The organism is Pseudomonas sp. G1002, from assembly GCF_013385455.1.
In the GTDB taxonomy this organism is placed as follows: domain Bacteria; phylum Pseudomonadota; class Gammaproteobacteria; order Pseudomonadales; family Pseudomonadaceae; genus Aquipseudomonas.
Genome location: NZ_JACAPY010000027.1, coordinates 617,171 through 635,876, shown reverse-complemented (window position 1 = coordinate 635,876; position 18,706 = coordinate 617,171). Strand labels below are relative to the sequence as shown.

At 61.3% G+C, this 18,706-nt stretch carries 11 protein-coding genes; 9 read left to right on the top strand and 2 right to left on the bottom strand.

Going from position 1 to position 18,706, the window contains the following annotated elements:
• Positions 1–12: 12 nt before the first annotated feature.
• The 9 genes from atpA (at position 13) to HX801_RS17115 (ending at position 10,573) form a co-directional block, all read left to right on the top strand.
• Positions 13–1,557, top strand: a complete 1,545-nt coding sequence (atpA, locus tag HX801_RS17155) for a F0F1 ATP synthase subunit alpha (protein WP_003213549.1) — start codon at positions 13–15, stop codon at positions 1,555–1,557.
• Positions 1,558–1,607: 50 nt separating this feature from the next.
• A complete protein-coding gene (atpG, locus tag HX801_RS17150; RefSeq protein WP_003213547.1) occupies positions 1,608–2,468 on the top strand; it encodes a F0F1 ATP synthase subunit gamma in 861 nt (286 codons plus the stop codon).
• Positions 2,469–2,495: 27 nt separating this feature from the next.
• Positions 2,496–3,875 (top strand): F0F1 ATP synthase subunit beta, encoded by a 1,380-nt coding sequence (gene atpD / locus HX801_RS17145; protein WP_003213545.1) that lies wholly within the window; start codon positions 2,496–2,498, stop codon positions 3,873–3,875.
• Positions 3,876–3,919: 44 nt separating this feature from the next.
• Positions 3,920–4,345 (top strand): F0F1 ATP synthase subunit epsilon, encoded by a 426-nt coding sequence (locus HX801_RS17140; RefSeq protein WP_008439541.1) that lies wholly within the window; start codon positions 3,920–3,922, stop codon positions 4,343–4,345.
• Positions 4,346–4,460: 115 nt separating this feature from the next.
• Positions 4,461–5,828: a bifunctional UDP-N-acetylglucosamine diphosphorylase/glucosamine-1-phosphate N-acetyltransferase GlmU gene (gene glmU / locus HX801_RS17135; protein ID WP_177022415.1), complete on the top strand. Its 1,368-nt coding sequence runs from the start codon at positions 4,461–4,463 to the stop codon at positions 5,826–5,828.
• Positions 5,829–6,056: 228 nt separating this feature from the next.
• The gene (locus HX801_RS17130; protein WP_003213539.1) at positions 6,057–6,824 is read left to right on the top strand and encodes a DeoR/GlpR family DNA-binding transcription regulator; all 768 of its coding nucleotides are present in this window, start codon (positions 6,057–6,059) and stop codon (positions 6,822–6,824) included.
• Positions 6,825–6,834: 10 nt separating this feature from the next.
• Entirely contained in the window at positions 6,835–8,667 is a 1,833-nt protein-coding gene (gene glmS, locus HX801_RS17125; protein ID WP_008439539.1) for a glutamine--fructose-6-phosphate transaminase (isomerizing), read from the top strand.
• A 161-nt stretch (positions 8,668–8,828) separates the two neighbouring features.
• A complete protein-coding gene (locus HX801_RS17120) occupies positions 8,829–9,410 on the top strand; it encodes a LemA family protein (protein WP_003213535.1) in 582 nt (193 codons plus the stop codon).
• Complete coding sequence (locus tag HX801_RS17115; protein WP_177022414.1) at positions 9,407–10,573, top strand: hypothetical protein; 1,167 nt, start codon at positions 9,407–9,409, stop codon at positions 10,571–10,573. Before HX801_RS17120 ends, HX801_RS17115 begins: the two co-directional genes overlap by 4 nt.
• On the opposite strand, the gene pbpC is transcribed toward HX801_RS17115, so the two are convergent.
• Positions 10,574–12,871 (bottom strand): penicillin-binding protein 1C, encoded by a 2,298-nt coding sequence (gene pbpC, locus HX801_RS17110; RefSeq protein WP_177022413.1) that lies wholly within the window; start codon positions 12,869–12,871, stop codon positions 10,574–10,576.
• Positions 12,852–18,695 (bottom strand): alpha-2-macroglobulin, encoded by a 5,844-nt coding sequence (locus HX801_RS17105; RefSeq protein ID WP_177022412.1) that lies wholly within the window; start codon positions 18,693–18,695, stop codon positions 12,852–12,854. The genes pbpC and HX801_RS17105 overlap by 20 nt, the downstream gene beginning before the upstream one ends.
• Positions 18,696–18,706: the final 11 nt, after the last annotated feature.

Below are 18,706 nucleotides of genomic sequence, written 5' to 3'. Positions count from 1 at the left end.
GGCAGCAGAGCAATGCAGCAACTCAATCCTTCCGAAATAAGTGAAATTATCAAGGGCCGCATCGACAAGCTCGATGTGACCTCCCAAGCCCGTAACGAAGGCACTGTCGTCAGCGTATCTGACGGCATCGTGCGGATTCACGGTCTGGCCGACGTAATGTACGGCGAGATGATCGAGTTTCCGGGCGGCGTCTACGGTATGGCCCTCAACCTGGAGCAAGACTCTGTAGGTGCCGTTGTATTGGGCTCCTACCAGACTCTGGCCGAAGGCATGAGCGCCAAGTGCACAGGCCGCATCCTGGAAGTTCCGGTTGGTAAGGAACTGCTGGGTCGCGTTGTCGACGCACTGGGTAACCCAGTTGACGGCAAAGGTCCGCTGAACAACACCGAGACCGATGCGGTCGAGAAAGTTGCTCCAGGCGTGATCTGGCGTAAGTCGGTAGACCAGCCTGTACAGACTGGCTACAAGGCTGTCGATGCCATGATTCCTGTCGGCCGTGGCCAGCGTGAGCTGATCATCGGTGACCGTCAGATCGGTAAAACCGCTCTGGCGATCGACGCGATCATCAACCAGAAAGACAGCGGGATTTTCTGCGTCTACGTAGCCATCGGTCAGAAACAATCGACCATCGCCAACGTGGTTCGCAAGCTGGAAGAAAACGGCGCCCTGGCTAACACCATCGTCGTGGCCGCCAGTGCTTCCGAATCCGCTGCACTTCAGTTCCTGGCACCGTACTCCGGTTGCACCATGGGCGAATACTTCCGCGACCGCGGTGAAGACGCGCTGATCGTTTATGACGATCTGTCCAAGCAAGCAGTGGCTTACCGCCAGATTTCCCTGCTGCTGCGCCGTCCACCAGGCCGTGAAGCTTACCCAGGCGACGTGTTCTATCTCCACTCCCGTCTGCTGGAGCGCGCATCCCGCGTTTCGGAAGAATACGTAGAGAAGTTCACCAACGGCGCAGTGACCGGCAAAACCGGTTCCCTGACCGCACTGCCGATCATCGAAACCCAGGCTGGCGACGTTTCCGCGTTCGTTCCGACCAACGTGATTTCCATCACCGACGGTCAGATCTTCCTGGAATCGGCCATGTTCAACTCCGGGATCCGTCCTGCAGTGAACGCCGGTGTTTCGGTATCCCGTGTGGGTGGTGCCGCTCAGACCAAGATCATCAAGAAGCTCTCCGGTGGTATCCGTACCGCTCTGGCTCAGTACCGTGAACTGGCGGCATTCGCCCAGTTCGCTTCTGACCTGGACGAAGCGACCCGTAAGCAACTTGAGCATGGTCAGCGCGTTACCGAGCTGATGAAGCAGAAGCAATACGCACCAATGTCGATCGCTGACATGGCGCTGTCGCTGTATGCCGCTGAGCGTGGGTTCCTGACCGACGTTGAAATCACCAAGGTCGGCAGCTTCGAACAAGCGCTGATTGCTTACTTCAACCGCGATCACGCCGAATTGATGGCGAAGATCAACGTGAAGGGTGACTTCAATGACGACATCGACGCTGGCATCAAAGCCGGTATCGAGAAGTTCAAGGCCACCCAAACCTGGTAAGCCGCAGCGGGGGCCGCGAGGCTCCCGCTTGCTAACCTGATAGGTGTTACATGGCAGGCGCAAAAGAGATTCGCAGTAAGATTGCGAGCATCAAAAGCACGCAAAAGATCACCAGCGCCATGGAAAAAGTGGCGGTCAGCAAAATGCGCAAGGCACAAATGCGCATGGCTGCTAGCCGTCCCTACGCGGAGCGTATCCGCCAGGTTATTGGTCATCTGGCCAACGCCAACCCGGAATATCGCCACCCGTTCATGATCGATCGCGAAGTAAAGCGCGTCGGTTATGTCGTGGTGAGCAGTGACCGTGGTTTGTGCGGTGGTTTGAATACCAACCTGTTCAAGGCCCTGGTCAAGGACATGGCGGTAAACCGCGAAAAAGGCGTCGAGATCGATCTGTGTGTGGTCGGTAGCAAGGGTGCGGCCTTTTTCCGCAACTTCGGCGGTAACGTCGTTGCAGCTATCAGCCACCTGGGTGAAGAACCGTCGATCAATGATTTGATCGGCAGCGTCAAGGTGATGCTGGATGCATACCTGGAAGGCCGGATTGACCGCCTCTCCGTGGTATCCAACAAGTTCATCAACACCATGACGCAACAGCCTACCGTGGAGCAGTTGATTCCATTGGTGGCCGCCCCGGAACAAGAACTCAAGCACCACTGGGACTACCTCTACGAACCAGACGCCAAAGAGCTGCTTGACGGCTTGATGGTGCGCTACGTGGAGTCGCAGGTGTACCAGGCGGTGGTCGAGAACAACGCGGCTGAACAAGCTGCGCGGATGATCGCGATGAAGAACGCTACCGACAACGCCGGTGATTTGATCAGCGATTTGCAGCTGATCTACAACAAGGCGCGTCAGGCTGCGATCACCCAAGAGATCTCGGAAATCGTCGGCGGCGCTGCCGCGGTTTAACGGTTCAAATATTCAGAGGATCCAGCTATGAGTAGCGGACGTATCGTTCAAATCATCGGCGCCGTTATCGACGTGGAATTCCCACGCGACAGCGTACCGAGCATCTACAACGCTTTGAAAGTCAAAAGCGATGCAGGCACCACCCTGGAAGTTCAGCAGCAGCTGGGCGACGGTGTGGTTCGTACCATTGCAATGGGTTCCACCGAAGGCTTGAAGCGCGGTCTGGAAGTCACTGACTCTGGCGCAGCCATCTCCGTACCGGTCGGTAAAGCGACCCTGGGCCGGATCATGGACGTCCTCGGTAACCCGATCGACGAAGCCGGTCCAATCGACACCGAAGAGCGCTGGGGCATTCACCGTCCTGCGCCTTCCTTCGCGGAACAAGCGGGCGGCAACGACCTGCTGGAAACCGGCATCAAGGTTATCGACCTGGTTTGCCCGTTCGCCAAGGGCGGTAAAGTCGGTCTGTTCGGTGGTGCCGGTGTAGGCAAAACCGTAAACATGATGGAACTGATCCGTAACATCGCCATCGAGCACAGCGGTTATTCCGTGTTCGCCGGTGTGGGTGAGCGTACTCGTGAGGGTAACGACTTCTACCACGAGATGAAGGATTCCAACGTTCTGGACAAAGTGGCACTGGTTTACGGTCAGATGAACGAGCCGCCGGGTAACCGTCTGCGCGTAGCACTGACCGGCCTGACCATGGCCGAGAAGTTCCGTGATGAAGGTAACGACGTTCTGCTGTTCGTCGACAACATCTATCGTTACACCCTGGCCGGTACTGAAGTATCCGCACTGCTGGGCCGTATGCCTTCCGCAGTAGGTTACCAGCCGACCCTGGCCGAAGAGATGGGTACTCTGCAAGAGCGTATCACTTCGACCAAAAACGGTTCGATCACCTCGATCCAAGCGGTATACGTACCTGCGGATGACTTGACTGACCCGTCGCCAGCGACCACGTTCGCCCACTTGGACGCCACCGTCGTACTGTCCCGTGACATCGCCTCCCTGGGTATCTACCCAGCGGTCGATCCACTGGACTCGACTTCGCGCCAGCTGGACCCGAACGTCATCGGCCAGGAACACTACGACACCGCTCGCGGCGTCCAGTACGTTCTGCAGCGTTACAAAGAACTGAAGGACATCATTGCGATCCTGGGTATGGACGAGCTGTCGGAAACCGACAAGCAGTTGGTATCCCGCGCTCGTAAGATCCAGCGCTTCTTGTCGCAGCCGTTCTTCGTGGCTGAAGTCTTCACCGGTGCCTCGGGTAAATACGTTTCCCTGAAAGACACCATTGCTGGCTTCAAAGGCATCCTCAACGGTGACTACGACCACCTGCCAGAACAAGCGTTCTACATGGTCGGCGGCATCGAAGAAGCGATCGAGAAAGCCAAGAAACTGTAATTCCGGCGCCCGGTAACGGGCGCTAATCAGGTTGAGGCAAGCAGATGGCTATGACATTCCATTGCGATATCGTCAGCGCGGAAGGGGAAATCTTCTCCGGTCAGATCGAGAGTGTGATTGCACACGGCGAACTGGGCGACCTGGGTATTAACTTTGGCCACGCGCCATTGATTACATCCTTGAAGCCTGGTCCGATCACTCTGACCAAGCTGGGCGGGGAACGGGAGGTGTTTTACATCTCCGGTGGTTTCCTCGAGGTTCAGCCGAACATGGTCAAGGTACTTGCCGACACCGTGCAACGTGCTGCCGACCTGGATGAAGCCTCCGCTCAGGAAGCCGTCAAGGCTGCCGAGAAGGCCCTGAACGAAAAAGGCGCAGATTTCGACTACGGTTCTGCTGCTGCACGTCTGGCCGAGGCCGCAGCTCAGCTGCGCACCGTCCAGCAGATCCGCAAGAAGTTTGGCGGCTAAGCCGTCAAGCCTCATGCGTGATTGATTAAAAAGGGTAGCCTCGGCTACCCTTTTTCTTTTTTTGCAAAACACTTCTTTGGTCTGAAGTCTGACCGCCCAGGATTGGTAGCCATTCATGTCTCTCGAAATCGTAATTCTTGCCGCAGGCCAGGGCACCCGTATGCGTTCGGCCCTGCCCAAGGTGCTGCACCCGGTTGCCGGCAACTCCATGCTTGGCCATGTTATCCACAGCGCCCGGCAGCTGGATCCACAGCGCATTCATGTGGTGATCGGCCACGGTGCCGATGTGGTGCGTGAGCGGCTGGCGGCGGATGACCTGAATTTCGTATTGCAGGACAAGCAATTGGGTACCGGCCATGCCACCGCGCAGGCCGTGCCGTTCATCAAGGCCGACACCGTGCTGATCCTCTACGGTGACGTGCCGCTGATCGAAGTGGAAACCTTGCAGCGCCTGCTCAAGCACGTGGTGCCAGGCCAGATGGGCTTGCTCACTGTCGAGTTGGACGACCCGACCGGCTACGGTCGCATCGTGCGCAACGCTGACGGCAAGGTCGCCGCCATCGTCGAGCATAAAGACGCCAGCGAAGCCCAGCGCGCCATCACTGAAGGCAACACCGGCATCCTCGCTGTGCCGGCTGACCGCCTGGCTGACTGGATGAGCCGCTTGTCCAACAACAACGCCCAAGGCGAGTACTACCTGACCGACGTCATCGAGATGGCCGTCAGCGATGGCCTGGTGGTAGCCACCGAACAGCCCCACGACCCGATGGAAGTGCAGGGCGCCAACGACCGCAAGCAACTGGCGGAGCTGGAGCGTCACTACCAACTGCGTGAAGGCCGCCGCCTGATGGCGCTGGGCGTGACGCTGCGTGATCCGGCACGTTTCGATGTGCGGGGTGACGTCACCGTTGGCCGCGACGTGCTGATCGATATCAACGTGATCCTCGAAGGCCGCGTGGTCATCGAAGATGACGTGGTGATCGGGCCTAACTGCGTGATCAAGGACAGCACCCTGCGCAAAGGTGTGGTGATCAAGGCCAACAGCCATATCGACGGTGCGCTGATGGGCGAGGGCAGTGATGCCGGCCCGTTCGCGCGTTTGCGTCCGGGCAGCGTGCTGGGCGCCCGCGCCCATGTGGGTAACTTTGTAGAACTGAAAAACGCCCGGATGGGCGACGACGCCAAGGCCGGCCATCTGGCCTACCTCGGTGATGCAGTGATCGGTGCCCGCAGCAATATCGGCGCAGGCGCCATCACCTGCAATTACGACGGCGCCAACAAGTACCAGACGACCATTGGCGAAGACGTGTTTATCGGCTCCAACAACTCGCTGATCGCCCCCGTCACTATCGGTGATGGTTCAAACACCGCCGCAGGTTCCACCATCAACCAGGATGTGGATAAGTCCCAGTTGGCCGTGGCCCGCGCCCGCCAGCGCAACATCGACGGCTGGAAACGCCCGGTCAAAATCAAAAAGACCTGAGTTATCCACAACCCTGAAACACTGCGGTACTTATGTGGGAGCGGGCTTGCTCGCGAAGGCGGTCTTTCGGTTGATGCATGCGCCGACTGACACACCGCCTTCGCGAGCAAGCCCGCTCCCACATTTTTATCTGTGTTGATTCAAAAAACTCAGTCGCATGCTTGACCATTTTGAATGAATAGGTTTTTATTGCCTTCGTTATCTTTCGAAACGAAACTTATCATCACCATGTCGAAACGAAATACACCCCAACGTCGCCACAACATCCTTGCCATGCTCACCGAGCAAGGTGAAGTCAGCGTGGACGAATTGGCCAAGCGTTTCGAAACCTCGGAAGTCACCATCCGTAAGGACCTGGCTGCCCTCGAAAGTAACGGTCTGTTGCTGCGTCGCTACGGTGGCGCCATCACCATGCCTCAGGAACTGGTCGGTGATCCGGCACAGCCCATTTCGGCCTACAAGCGCGCCATCGCCCGTGCGGCCGTCCGGCGTTTGCGGGAACACGCGCGCATCATCATCGACAGCGGCAGCACCACCGCCGCCATGATCCCCGAATTGGGCCACCAGCCCGGCCTGGTGGTGATGACCAACTCCCTGCACGTGGCCAGCGCCTTGAGCGACCTGGAACACGAGCCGGTATTGTTGATGACCGGCGGCACCTGGGACCCGCATTCGGACTCGTTCCAGGGTCAGGTCGCCGAACAGGTACTGCGTTCCTACGATTTCGACCAGCTCTTTATTGGTGCCGATGGCATCGACCTGGAGCGCGGCACCACCACCTTCAACGAATTACTGGGGCTGAGCCGCGTCATGGCCGAAGTCGCCCGCGAAGTGGTGGTGATGGTCGAGTCCGACAAGATTGGCCGCAAGATCCCCAACCTGGAACTGCCCTGGAGCAGCGTCCATACCCTTATTACCGATGATCGCCTGCCACTTGAGGCCCGCGACCAGATTCAAGCCCGCGGCATCACGCTGATTTGCGCGGCAGTCATCTAGGAGAGAAACCATGTGTGGAATTGTTGGCGCAGTCGCTGAACGAAACGTCACTGCCATTTTGCTCGAAGGCCTCAAACGCCTGGAATACCGTGGCTACGACAGCGCCGGTGTGGCGCTCTTTACCAACGCCGGCAAGCTTGAGCGCATGCGTCGCCCGGGCAAGGTCAGCGAACTCGAACAAGCGTTGGCCGGTGAGCCGCTGGTAGGCCGCCTGGGTATCGCCCACACGCGTTGGGCCACCCACGGCGCGCCGTGCGAACGCAATGCTCACCCGCACTTCTCCGGTGACCTGGCGGTTGTGCACAACGGCATCATCGAAAATCACGAAGTGCTGCGTGAACAGCTCAAAGGCCAGGGTTATGTCTTCACCTCGGACACCGACACCGAAGTCATCGCCCACCTGCTGAACCACAAGCTCAAGGACATCGGCGACCTGACCAACGCTCTCAAGGCCACCGTCAAGGAACTGCACGGCGCCTATGGCCTGGCCGTGATCAGCGCCAGCCAGCCCGACCGCCTGGTCGCCGCCCGCAGTGGCAGCCCGTTGGTGATCGGACTGGGCCTGGGCGAGAACTTCCTCGCCTCCGACCAACTGGCCCTGCGCCAGGTGACCGACCGCTTCATGTACTTGGAAGAAGGCGACATCGCCGAGATCCGCCGTGAAAGCGTGTCCATCTGGGACGTCAACGGCCAGTCCGTGGAACGTGAAGCCGTGCAGTACCGCGACGGCGCCGAAGCCGCCGACAAGGGCGAGTTCCGCCACTTCATGCTCAAGGAAATCCACGAGCAACCGGCCGTGGTGCAACGCACCCTGGAAGGTCGCCTGAGCCAGAACCAGGTATTGGTGCAAGCCTTCGGCCCGCAAGCTGCCGAGCTGTTCGCCAAAGTGCGCAACGTGCAAATCGTCGCCTGCGGCACCAGCTACCACGCCGGTATGGTCGCCCGTTACTGGCTGGAAGAACTGGCCGGCATCCCGTGCCAGGTCGAAGTCGCCAGCGAATTCCGCTACCGCAAGGTGGTGGTGCAGCCCGACACTCTGTTCGTGACCATCTCCCAGTCCGGCGAAACCGCCGACACCCTGGCCGCCCTGCGCAACGCCAAGGAACTGGGCTTCCTCGGCAGCCTGGCGATCTGCAACGTCGGCATCAGCTCCCTGGTGCGCGAGTCCGACCTGACCCTGCTGACCCAGGCCGGTCGTGAAATCGGCGTGGCATCCACCAAGGCCTTCACCACCCAGTTGGTCGGCCTGTTGTTGCTGACCCTGTCCCTGGGCCAGGTTCGCGGCACGCTGGGCGAAGGCGTCGAGGCACACCTGGTCGAAGAACTGCGCCGCCTGCCGGCCCGCCTGGGTGAAGCCCTGGCCATGGACAGCACTGTGGAGAAAGTCGCTGAGCTGTTCGCCGACAAACACCACACCCTGTTCCTCGGCCGTGGTGCGCAATACCCGGTGGCAATGGAAGGTTCGCTCAAACTCAAGGAAATCTCCTATATCCACGCCGAAGCCTACCCGGCCGGTGAGCTCAAGCACGGTCCGCTGGCCCTGGTGGATGACGACATGCCAGTCGTTACCGTCGCGCCGAACAACGAACTGCTGGAGAAGCTCAAGTCCAACCTGCAGGAAGTGCGCGCCCGTGGCGGCCAACTGATCGTGTTCGCCGACGAGAAGGCCGGCATGACCAATGGCGAAGGCACCCACGTCATCAACATGCCGCACATCCACGACACCCTGTCGCCGATCCTCTACACCATCCCGCTGCAGCTGCTGTCGTATTACGTGGCTGTGCTGAAGGGCACCGACGTTGACCAGCCGCGTAACCTGGCGAAGTCGGTGACGGTGGAATAAGCCGCACCCGAACCACCAAAACCCCCGTTCTTCGGGGGTTTTGTTTTTTCAGGCTACCGGATATCGGGTCTTGCCGTTTCTGTGGACTAATTCCGGGAGTATTCCCCTGCTTTACCCCTAGAATGCGCCCTGTGGATAACTAGCCAGGGAATGCCGCCGCCATGAACATCGAACTGCTGATCGCCGGTATCGTCGTGCTGATTATTGTCGTCGGCCTGGTCGGCTGGCTGGTGGGGGTCTACAACGGCCTGGTGATGCGCCGCAACGATGTGGATAAAGCCTTCGCCAACATCGACGTGCTGCTCAAGCAGCGGGCAGACCAGATTCCCGACCTGATGCGCGTGGTGCAAACCGCCATGAACCATGAGAACGCGCTGTTCACCCGCCTCAGCGACGCCCGCACCGCGTACCTCAACGCCAGCAGCCTCACCGATAAAGTCGATGCCTCCAACCAGCTCAATACGGCGCTCAAGTCGGTGATTGCAGTGGCCGAGAATTATCCGACGCTGATCTCCGGCCCCAACATGGTCGAGTTGCAGCAGGCGATCTCGGCGGTGGAGGAACGCATCGCCGACCGTCGCGAGTTCTTCAATGAGTCGGTCAACCTCTACAACATCGCCATCGCGATTTTTCCTGATCTGTTCTTCGCCAAGATGCTCGGCTATCAGCGCATTCCGCTGCTGGCCATCAGCGCCGAAGAAACCCGCTACGACGGCGTGAAGCTTGAGGTGCCGGGGGCATGAAAACCACCCAGGCAGGGGTTGTCACAAAAAAACCAGCGTGGAAAACCCTGGTGGCACTGGTCTTTCTCGCCGGCTTTATTGGCCTGATGGTCTACGCCCCGACGATCCTGGTGGCGCTGTTTTTTCCTGTGTGCATCCTGATCGGACTGCTGGCCAGCTTCGGCCCCAATTTCTATCGCACCGAACAGCGCCTGGCCACCAGCCAGATACGCTCATTGGCCATGGGGCTGGTGGAGGTGAACGGCAAGGTGATCGTCGACTCGCCGCTGATCTCCCCGGTCCACGGCAAGCCTTGCGCCGGTTACGTGTGGGTCATCGAAGAAGGCACCAAAGACAAGGATGGCGATTGGAGCTGGAGCCAGGTCTCGGCCGAGGCTCGCTGCAATGACTTCCGCCTGCAGGACGCCACCGGTGAAGTGACAGTGATTGCCGAGGGTATCGACCTGTTCGGCAAGAAGCGCCCGGACGACCATGAATGGATCAGCAGCTCCCGCCGCCAGGGCGAACTGCTCCTCACCCAGGATATGCAGGTGATGCTGATTGGCGACGCCTGCGAGCGTGCGGGCAAGACGGTGATTGCCCAGGGCCGGCAACCTGACGCGGTGTTCGGCCTGGCCGAGACCAAGGATGTGGAAAACCGCCGTGTGCTGGCGCCGCTGTGGCGCGCCGGTGGTTTCTACGCGGTGGTGGTGGGTTTGATCGGCGTCGGCATCATGGCCATGACGCCGGAACATTTTGCCCAACTGCATTTGCCGGGCCCCGCCACCTACCAGCAAATGGCAGAGCTGAATCCCGCCTATCGGTTTCTGGCCTGGTTGTACCGTGACAACGGCTTCGTGATTCCTTTCATGGCCGCGTTTGGCTTCTTGCTGACGATGTTTGTGGTGTTGCTCGCGCTGCGGCTCTTGCTGCCCAAGGGCATGCGCCTGGCGGTAGGCCGCGTGCTGGGCGCCTGGATGGGCCTGGGCATGGTGATTGGCGGCGTAGTGACCTTGCTGCTGGTGGTGGCCCAGGTGGACACCATGAAGGTGTTCCTGGTGTGGATGATGATTCTGCTGGGCACCCTGGTGTTTTCGATCTTTGAGCAACGCAAGCTGGGGGTGGCGTACAAGCATTTCGCAAAAGATGCCGGCACTGCCGGTTTAGGCGACGAGGACGCCTGATCAGGGTACAAACTCAACCTTCAAGCCTCGGCTGGCGCTGCGGCCCTGATCGTCAGTGACCCGCAACCGGTACTCCCCCGACTTACCCGGCCGCCAGTTCAGCGTGGTTTGCGGCGGGCCCTGGCCGATCAGGGTCTGGTCGGCGAACCAATACAGCGTCAGTGCATCACTGGCCGCATTGGCGTTCAGCGGGATGCTTTCCTGGGGCTGGGACAGGCGCAGGTGGTAGCTGACCTGGGTCAGCGGCGTGCGAATCTGTGGCGCTTCGCGTTGATCGCCGACACGGTTGGGTTGGCAGCTTTTCTGCACATTGGGCGGCGTACGCCGGGGCAGCCCGGCGGCGCGGAACAGCCGCTGCACATCGCTGGGCCAGAACTCGAAGACTTCTTCACGGGTGTACTGCGGGTCGAACGGCGGGCACGCGGCCTTGCCGGTGCGGGTGTCGATCAGCACCGGGCGGTGCAGGTTGGACACCCGAATCGGTGACACGCCGGGGATGTACCAGGTCTTGCGGGTACGTGGGCACCAGCGGTTGGGCAAGTCACCAGAGGCCGCGCAGACGTCGATGCGGATCAGCCCGGCGGGCGGCTTGTCGGGTTTGATCACCACATTGGGCAAGGCCAGCGGCAGGGCGTCGGCGATACGGAAGAACAGCGGTGCCGCAGTTTTCGCACCGATAAACTCAGGATTCGGACGCCCATCGAAGTTGCCCACCCACACCACCAGCACGTACGGGCCTACGAGGCCGGCGCTCCATGCATCATGAAAGCCCCAGGATGTACCGGTCTTCCAGGCCGTACGCCAGTGGCGCCCCGGCAGCCCGTCCGGGCGCGGGTTGCGCCGCAGCATGTCGCGCACCATAAACGCGGCCTGCGGCGTGAGTAGCTGGGCGCCAGTGGTTTGCGGCTGTTCCTGCAAATAGCGCAGCGGCCGCAAATGCCCGTCACCAGCCAGCATCACATACAGCCGCGCCAGCTCCTCGGGCGTCATCTCGCCGCCGCCCAAGGCCAGCGCCAAGCCGTAATGGCTTTCGCCGCGCAGGCCCTTGATCCCGGCCCTTTGCAGCAATCCGTAGAGTGACGGAGAGCGGGTTTGGCTGGCCAGCCACACCGCCGGAATATTGCGGCTGCGAATCAGCGCGTCACGGGCTGTCACCGGCCCGACAAAACTGCCGTCGAAATTTTCCGGCTGGAAGTAGCCGAAGTTACTCGGCATGTCCTTGAGGATGCTCATGGGGTGGATCACCCCTTGGTCCAGCGCCAGCCCATACAGGAATGGCTTGAGGGTGGAGCCCGGCGAGCGCCGCGACAACACGCCGTTGACCTGGCCGTGGATGCTTGTGGATAAGTAGTCTGCCGAGCCCACCAGGGCTTTTACGCTCTGGTCGCGGCTGTCGATCAGGATCGCCGTGGCGTTTTCCACACCGCTGCTGCGGCGCTCGGCGATGAAGCCGGTGATCAGCCGTTCCAGCAATTGTTGCAGCGCCAGGCTGAGGGTGCTGTTCAACTCATTGCCGGTTTGCGAGGCCAGCAACTGTTCGCTCAGGTGCGGCGCGAGAAACGGGATCTGCTGGCGGTTGCGGGCTTCCAGCGGCAGGTCCAGCAAACTGTCGTTACGCGGGTCCTGTGGATAAGTTTCCCGCCAGTCGGCCATCAGCCGTTGCCGGGCGGTTTGCAGGGAAGGCCCAAAGCGCGCCCGACGACCCGGTTGCTGGGGAATCACGGCCAGCGCGAGGGCTTCAGACAAGGACAACTGCGCCGCTGACTTGCCAAAATAGATCCGGCTGGCCGCTTCGGCACCTTCGATATTGCCGCCCATGGGCGCCAGGTTGAGGTAGGCCTCAAGGATGTCGTGCTTGCTGTAACGCGCCTCCAGCCACAGTGCCAGGGCCATCTGCTGCAGCTTGCCGGGCACTTGGCGAGTATTGAGATCCCACAAGCGCCTGGCCAGTTGCATGCTAAGGGTCGAGCCGCCCTGACGCTGGCCGCCGCTATAGGTGGCCATGGCCGCCCGCAGCAACGCCGGGGGATTGATCCCCGGGTGCCAGTAGAAATTGCGGTCTTCCTTGAGCAGCAACGCCTCCACCAGTGACGGAGAAATCCGTTCCAGGGGAAGCCACAGGCGATATTGCCCGTCAGCCGCCAGGGTCATGCGCAGCAGCGAACCGTCATCGGCCAACACCACCCGTGATGAGGTGGCTGCCTGTTCCAGCGGCGCGTGGGGCCACAACCGTAGCCCCGCCAGAATCAACGCCGCTGCCAGCAGCGGCGTCAGGCTTTTAAGGCTTGGTAATTTCAAGCTGGCCTACTTTGCCGCGTCCTTGCAGGGTGGTTTCGTACATGCCCTCGGCGTAGGCCGGTGGCGTATTGAAGGTACCGGCGTTGGTGGCGCGCACGCGGTACACGAAGGTGCCTACATCCCGCAGCGCGGTGCCGTACAACACCACTCGGTCATCACGCACGTCGACGTAGTCCGGTTGCCAGTTGCTCAAGTCGGTCTCGCCAATCGGCGCCTGCCAGGAGTCGGCTTCTTCGGTGTCTTCGCCGGTTTCAACGTACTCCGAATCGTCGCCTTCGCTTTCCTCGGTGCTGGCCGCTTCCGGCTCCGGCGGCAAGTTATACACAGGTTCGACACCACCCGGCAGCAAGTCGACTACGGCCACTTGCTGCACCTGATCACGGTCGGTGGCCCGCAAGCGCAGGCGCACCAGGAACTCATCGCCTACCGCGACCTTGCTGACTGGATTGCCCTTGAGGTCGAGGTATTCGTGGATGATTTCCAGGCCGCTGTTGATCGGCTTGAGGTTGGCGCCCTTGTCATAGCCCGCTTCGCTCAGCATGTAGAACGCCGCCGGGCCGTCGGATTTTTCCATCTGCAGTTTTTGCGTACCGGCAGGCACCGCCGCACGTGGCGGCTGGCCGGCCATCTGCAACAACTGTTGCTGCTTGTCGCTGAGCCATGCGGTGGCCTTGAGGGTCATGTCGCTTTGGGCGCGCTGGCCGTAATTGTCCAGGGCCCGCAGCAACAGTGCCGCCGACAGCGAGTTGTAGCGTTGCTCGTTGAGACGCTTGCCGAGTTTATCCAGCAGGCTTGTTGGCACATCGTCGAGCATTTCCGGGAAGTGCCGCGCGAGCAAATGCAGGTGCTCGGCGTCGTGCACCAGCGGGTCGTAATACAGGCCGTCGCTGTTCCATTTATCCGACAGGGAAAGCCACGGCACCTTGCGGAACAAGGTATCGGCCTGACGATCCTGCTTGAGCAGCTTGTAGCTGGCGGCCAGGTACGCCGCGCCAATGTCGTTCTGCCAGGTGTCCTTGAAGTAGCTTTCATAGCGCTCGCGGATATCGCTCAAGGCGCCGCTCACCAGAATCCCCTGACGGCTCAGGAGGTAACTGGCGTAGGCGCGGTTGCGCAATTCCGACAGGCCTTCGCTCGGGCCGTTGGCCAGGTCGGTGAGGTACGCGTTGGAACGTTGCAGCAGGTCTTCCGGCACCGGCAGCCCGCGCTCCCTGGCTTCGATCAGGAAGTCGGTGGCGTACAGGCTGGCATACGGCGCCACGTCCGGGTTGGCCGCCCACAAGCCGAAACCGCCGGCCTGGTTCTGCCGTTGACGCAGCATGCGCACCGCACCGCTGAAGGCCTGCTCGGCCTCCGGCGCGTTACCACCCCAGATCAACGCCGGCATGGCCTTGGACACCAATTGCTCGGTGCAGGCGTAGCCATAGTCATCCAGGTAATGCCTGAGGCCGTTGGCCCATACCAGCGGCGAAGCGGCGACGCCCAACTGCACATCGCGCAACTGGCTGAACAGCTCGCGGGTCGGTTTCAGCTCTTTGCTGGCGCTGTCGAAACGGCCCAGGCTCAGGGCCACCCGATGCTCGCTCAAGGGGCGGATCGACGTGGTTTCCGCCACCTGGATACGCTTGCCATCCGGCAGCACCGCGACGAAGCGCAAGTCGGCCGAGCCTAGGGTTTCCCCAACCTTGATCTTGAACTCGGCAACACCTTCCTTGCGCGGTTGCAGGGCCAGGGTGCTGGCCTTGTCGCCTTGCACCTGCAGGCCATCGCTGGTCTGCACTTCAAACTTCACGTCCGCCGCCGCGTCCAGGTTGCTGAACACCCCGGCGCTGACGCTGAACACATCCCCCGGTGCGACAAAGGCCGGCACGTTCGGCGTGATCACCAGCGGCCCGCGCACTTCGGTGTTGGCCTCGCTGACGCCCACGCTGTCGCTGTCCACGGCCACCGCAAACAGATGCAGCTTGCCGTTGAAGCTGTCCGGAACCTGGTAGTGCAGCACGGTTTCACCGGCCGGCAAGTCCACCAGGCCAGACCACCAGGCCACAGGCGGCTGATGTTTACGCTTGAACGGGTTGAGGTGGTTGGCCAGGGCGCCTTCCGTATCGCCACCCGGCGCTGCCCCACTGAGCAGGCGGCTGAATTCCGGCAGGATCAGGTCAAGGATCTGACTGGTACCGACCTCCAGCGCCCGCTTCTGGAAGAAGAAGCCCAACGGGTCCGGCGTCTGGTAGCGCGCCACTTGCAGGATGCCTTCGTCCACCGCGTAGACCACTGCGCGGCCAGGGCGGTCGGCGTTGACCTTGATGTCCAGGGTCTGCCCCGGCTCGATCTTCGCCGGGCCTTCGACTTTCAGCGCCATGCGCCGCGCGTCGAGGTTGATGCTGAACGGCACTACGCCGTAGGACAGCGGGCTCATGTAGACCTCGGACGAACCAATGTCCCGTACGAACTGCACGTTGACGTAGGCATTGCCCTCAAGCCCCGCAGGAACGCGGATGTGTTGCACGCTGTTGGTGCTGTCGGCCTTGAACCACTGCTGGGTGTAGACCTTGTCCCGCTCGATGGTGATCAACCCGGCGCCGGTGTACGGCGCGCGAATGCTGATGGCGATCTCATCACCGGTGGCGTAGCTGCGTTTATCCAGGCGCAGTTGCAGTTCGGCGTTGCGCTCCAGGGAGCGCGAGGTGTTGCCCCGGCCGGCGACGCTGTAGTCGATCTGGTTCAGCAGGTTGCCGTTGGCGTCCTTGAGTTGCAGGGTGAAATCGCCCGGGGTGCCGGTGTTCAGGGTTTGCTTGGCGCCGTCCTTGGTCATCACCAGCGGCGAGGCCGGCTGGCTGATGTTCTTGATGCGCGACTCGTATTTGTAGGTGCCGTTGGATTGCTTCACCAGCACCGAGACGTAGCGGTGCTCGACCACTTCACTGGTCAGGCCGTCGACTGCGACTGGCGTAAGGTCTGGCGCCACGGCCAGCCATTGCACTTCACGCGGGGCGTCCTTGGCGACGAAAGACAGCGAATCCTTGCTCTTCACACCCACCAGGTACGGCGCCGCCGACACCAGCAATGCGCTTTGTGCGGCGACGTTGCGACCGCCTTCGGCTTCGTACACCTGGGTCATCACTTGCAGGCGGTAGGTGCTGTTGGCGAAGCGTTGCAGGTTCAGGTCCAGCACCGCCTGGCCATTGTCGTCGACGGTGGTTTCGGCCAGGTCTTCGGAGCTGGCTTCTTCCAGCGAGTCATTCAGGCGGAAGCGGTAATCCGGGTAGCGATCAAAGGCCGCGAGCGTCGGGCTCAGAGACATTTTCGCCGTGACGCGACGACCCGCCGCCGGAGCGCCGAACAAGTGCATCGCGGTGACCTTGGCCACCACCTGATCCGGCGGGATCCAGCCCAGCACCGGTGTATCGTGCAGGCTCAGGCTGACTTTCATCCGGTCCGGTTCAAAGTCGCGGACCTTGAAGCTGACGCTGCCCAGGTCGGTACGACGCTGCTTCTCACCGATCAGTTGCAGGGTCGCGGTGTAATCGCCGGATGGCGCTACTTCGCTGCTTGGGAAATCGAAGGTTTCAAAACCGCTGGCCGACAGTTTCAACGGCTGGCGAATCACCTCAAGGCCACGGGGGTCGGTGATCTGCAACTCAACCGGCAGGCCTTGCAGGGCGCCTTTCCAGTCGCCGCTGCGCACGATCATGCCCAGGTGCGCGGTCTCGCCGGGCCGGTACAGGCCGCGATCGGTAAACAGGTAGGCGCTGAGGCGATTGATCGCACCGTCCTCTTCCAGGCCGCCTACATCAAAGCGTGACAAATCCAGCTGTTGCGACTGACGGGCAATCGGCAGGAAGGATTGGTCATTGCCGCGACTGACCACATACATCAACGGCGTTTTCTCACGGCGCAGTTCATCCAGCTTGGCGAAGTGCGCGTGACCTTCGGCGTCGGTATGGCCGCTGGCGACCGGCAAACCGTTGCGGCCGATGATATCGACCTGGGCGTCGGACACCGGCGAGCCGTTGCCGATGGACTGCACGTACACATCGTGGCTGCCATCGCTGGAGCGCTTGGCGATGATGCCCAAGTCGGTGACCACGATGAAACGCAGGTCGCTGGTGGTGTTGCGCGAGTAGTCGAAGGTGCGATCAGCCGGGTCGTCCTGCGGGCTCAGCTTGAGCACAAAAATCCCCCGGCGGCCGCCGTTGGCCGTGAGGTAGTTGCTCAGGTCGACGTTGTCGTAGACGGTTTTCGACGGGTCGCCAGCCGACAGCGGAATGTCCAGGCTCTGACGCTCCACCATCCGGTCGAAGTAGTCATTGGCAAAATTCGGTCGGGCAAAGCTGCCGCTGCTCTGGTCCACCAGGTGTTGCAACTGGTTGGGCAGCAGGCGCGCGATTTCCACATGGGCGCCGGGTACGCCACGGGCCATGAAGCCCAGGCGTTTTTCGCCGGTGAGGCTGAGCAGGGCGCCGTCGGACAGGAACTGCAGCGTGCGTGGATAAGCCGGCATGCTCACGAGAGAGGCTGTCGGATTTTTCGCCAAGTAGCCGCCGATGGCTTCCAGGTTGGCCGGCACCCGCACATACAGGGCGCGGCCCGGCGGGGCCTTGAACTTGAAGGCGTGCAGGGTATTCAGCGGTTCGACGCTCGGCACGTGGGTCAGCTTGACCTTGGTGCTGCTGGCCAACAGCTTGTCGTCGATGTCTTGCAGGTTCCAGGGGCGGGTATCGTCCTCGGCTTTTTCCGGCAGCATCCAGGCCTGCACCTTGTTGGCGATGGTCTCGTCGGCCACGGCGCTGGAACTGCTGAACATCAACACCGGCTCGGGTTCGCCGCGCTCGTTGTCGACAAAGCTGACTTCGGCGCCGGTAAAGGTCAGGCGATAGCGGCCGGGCACGGTGACTTCGGCCACCAGCGGTGCCGAGCTGGGATTGCCGCCATCACGGGCCTTGAGGCCTTCATCGAGCTTGGCGCTGACCGGGGTGCTTTCCAGTGGGGTGGCCAGGGCGGCAGAGCGCACAAAGGCGTTGAGCTTGTGTTCGTCGAAGGTGATTTCCGGGCGATTGGGCAGTTGCGCATCGCGGTAGGCCAAGCCTTTGCCGAGGGTGACCGAGGCACGTTTGCGTACGCTGTCTTCGTCTACCGGGTGGGAAAAGTGGAAGGTCGCTACCAGCTGTTTCTGCGTCGGGTTGCTCGGGTCCTGGTACAGCTCGTTTTGCGTCAAGGTGGCGCGGAACGGCTGGGTGGAGAATTGGCTGGTGTATTGGCTGAGCAGTACGCCGTCGGCCAACAGGGTTTTCTTGGCCAGGTCGATGGTGTAGTGGGCGTCGACGGGCCAGTCTTTTTCCGGGGTGAACACCAGGCTGCGGTCATCCGCCCAGCGCCAGGCGCCGGCGATGGCAGGCTTGAGGGTGATGCCTTCGGTGACCGGCTTGCCGATGGCCGCCAGCGGGGCCACGGATTCGGCGAAGCGTACCTGCAAGTTATCCACAACCGGTTGCGGCTGGGTGTAATCCGTCAGGTTGGGCTTGTGCAGCGAATAACCCACGGTGTGGGGCTGTGGCAGGTGGGAATACCAGTGCCAGCCGTAAAAGCCCGCGGCCAGCACCAGTACCAGGGCCAGCGCGCCGCCCGCAGCCTGGCGCGGATAAGCCCGGGCCTTGTGGCCGACGTTGACCAGGCCGTTGCCTGTGGCTTGCAGCCAGCGCGGCGGCTGCCACTGGCCGAACAGGCTGCGCGCCAGCCATCGAACGGCGCTGAACAGAACACTCACCACTGAGATCAAGGCCCCGAAAAAACGGCGGCTGGTCGCTTTTAACGAATCAAACATGGTGAGCATCC

Coding starts and splice junctions, on each gene's coding strand:
- HX801_RS17105 (WP_177022412.1), bottom strand. CDS start 18,695: ATGTTTGATTCGTTAAAAGCGACCAGCCGCCGTTTTTTCGGGGCCTTG.
- HX801_RS17120 (WP_003213535.1), top strand. CDS start 8,829: ATGAACATCGAACTGCTGATCGCCGGTATCGTCGTGCTGATTATTGTC.
- HX801_RS17115 (WP_177022414.1), top strand. CDS start 9,407: ATGAAAACCACCCAGGCAGGGGTTGTCACAAAAAAACCAGCGTGGAAA.
- atpA (WP_003213549.1), top strand. CDS start 13: ATGCAGCAACTCAATCCTTCCGAAATAAGTGAAATTATCAAGGGCCGC.
- HX801_RS17130 (WP_003213539.1), top strand. CDS start 6,057: ATGTCGAAACGAAATACACCCCAACGTCGCCACAACATCCTTGCCATG.
- atpD (WP_003213545.1), top strand. CDS start 2,496: ATGAGTAGCGGACGTATCGTTCAAATCATCGGCGCCGTTATCGACGTG.
- HX801_RS17140 (WP_008439541.1), top strand. CDS start 3,920: ATGGCTATGACATTCCATTGCGATATCGTCAGCGCGGAAGGGGAAATC.
- glmS (WP_008439539.1), top strand. CDS start 6,835: ATGTGTGGAATTGTTGGCGCAGTCGCTGAACGAAACGTCACTGCCATT.
- atpG (WP_003213547.1), top strand. CDS start 1,608: ATGGCAGGCGCAAAAGAGATTCGCAGTAAGATTGCGAGCATCAAAAGC.
- glmU (WP_177022415.1), top strand. CDS start 4,461: ATGTCTCTCGAAATCGTAATTCTTGCCGCAGGCCAGGGCACCCGTATG.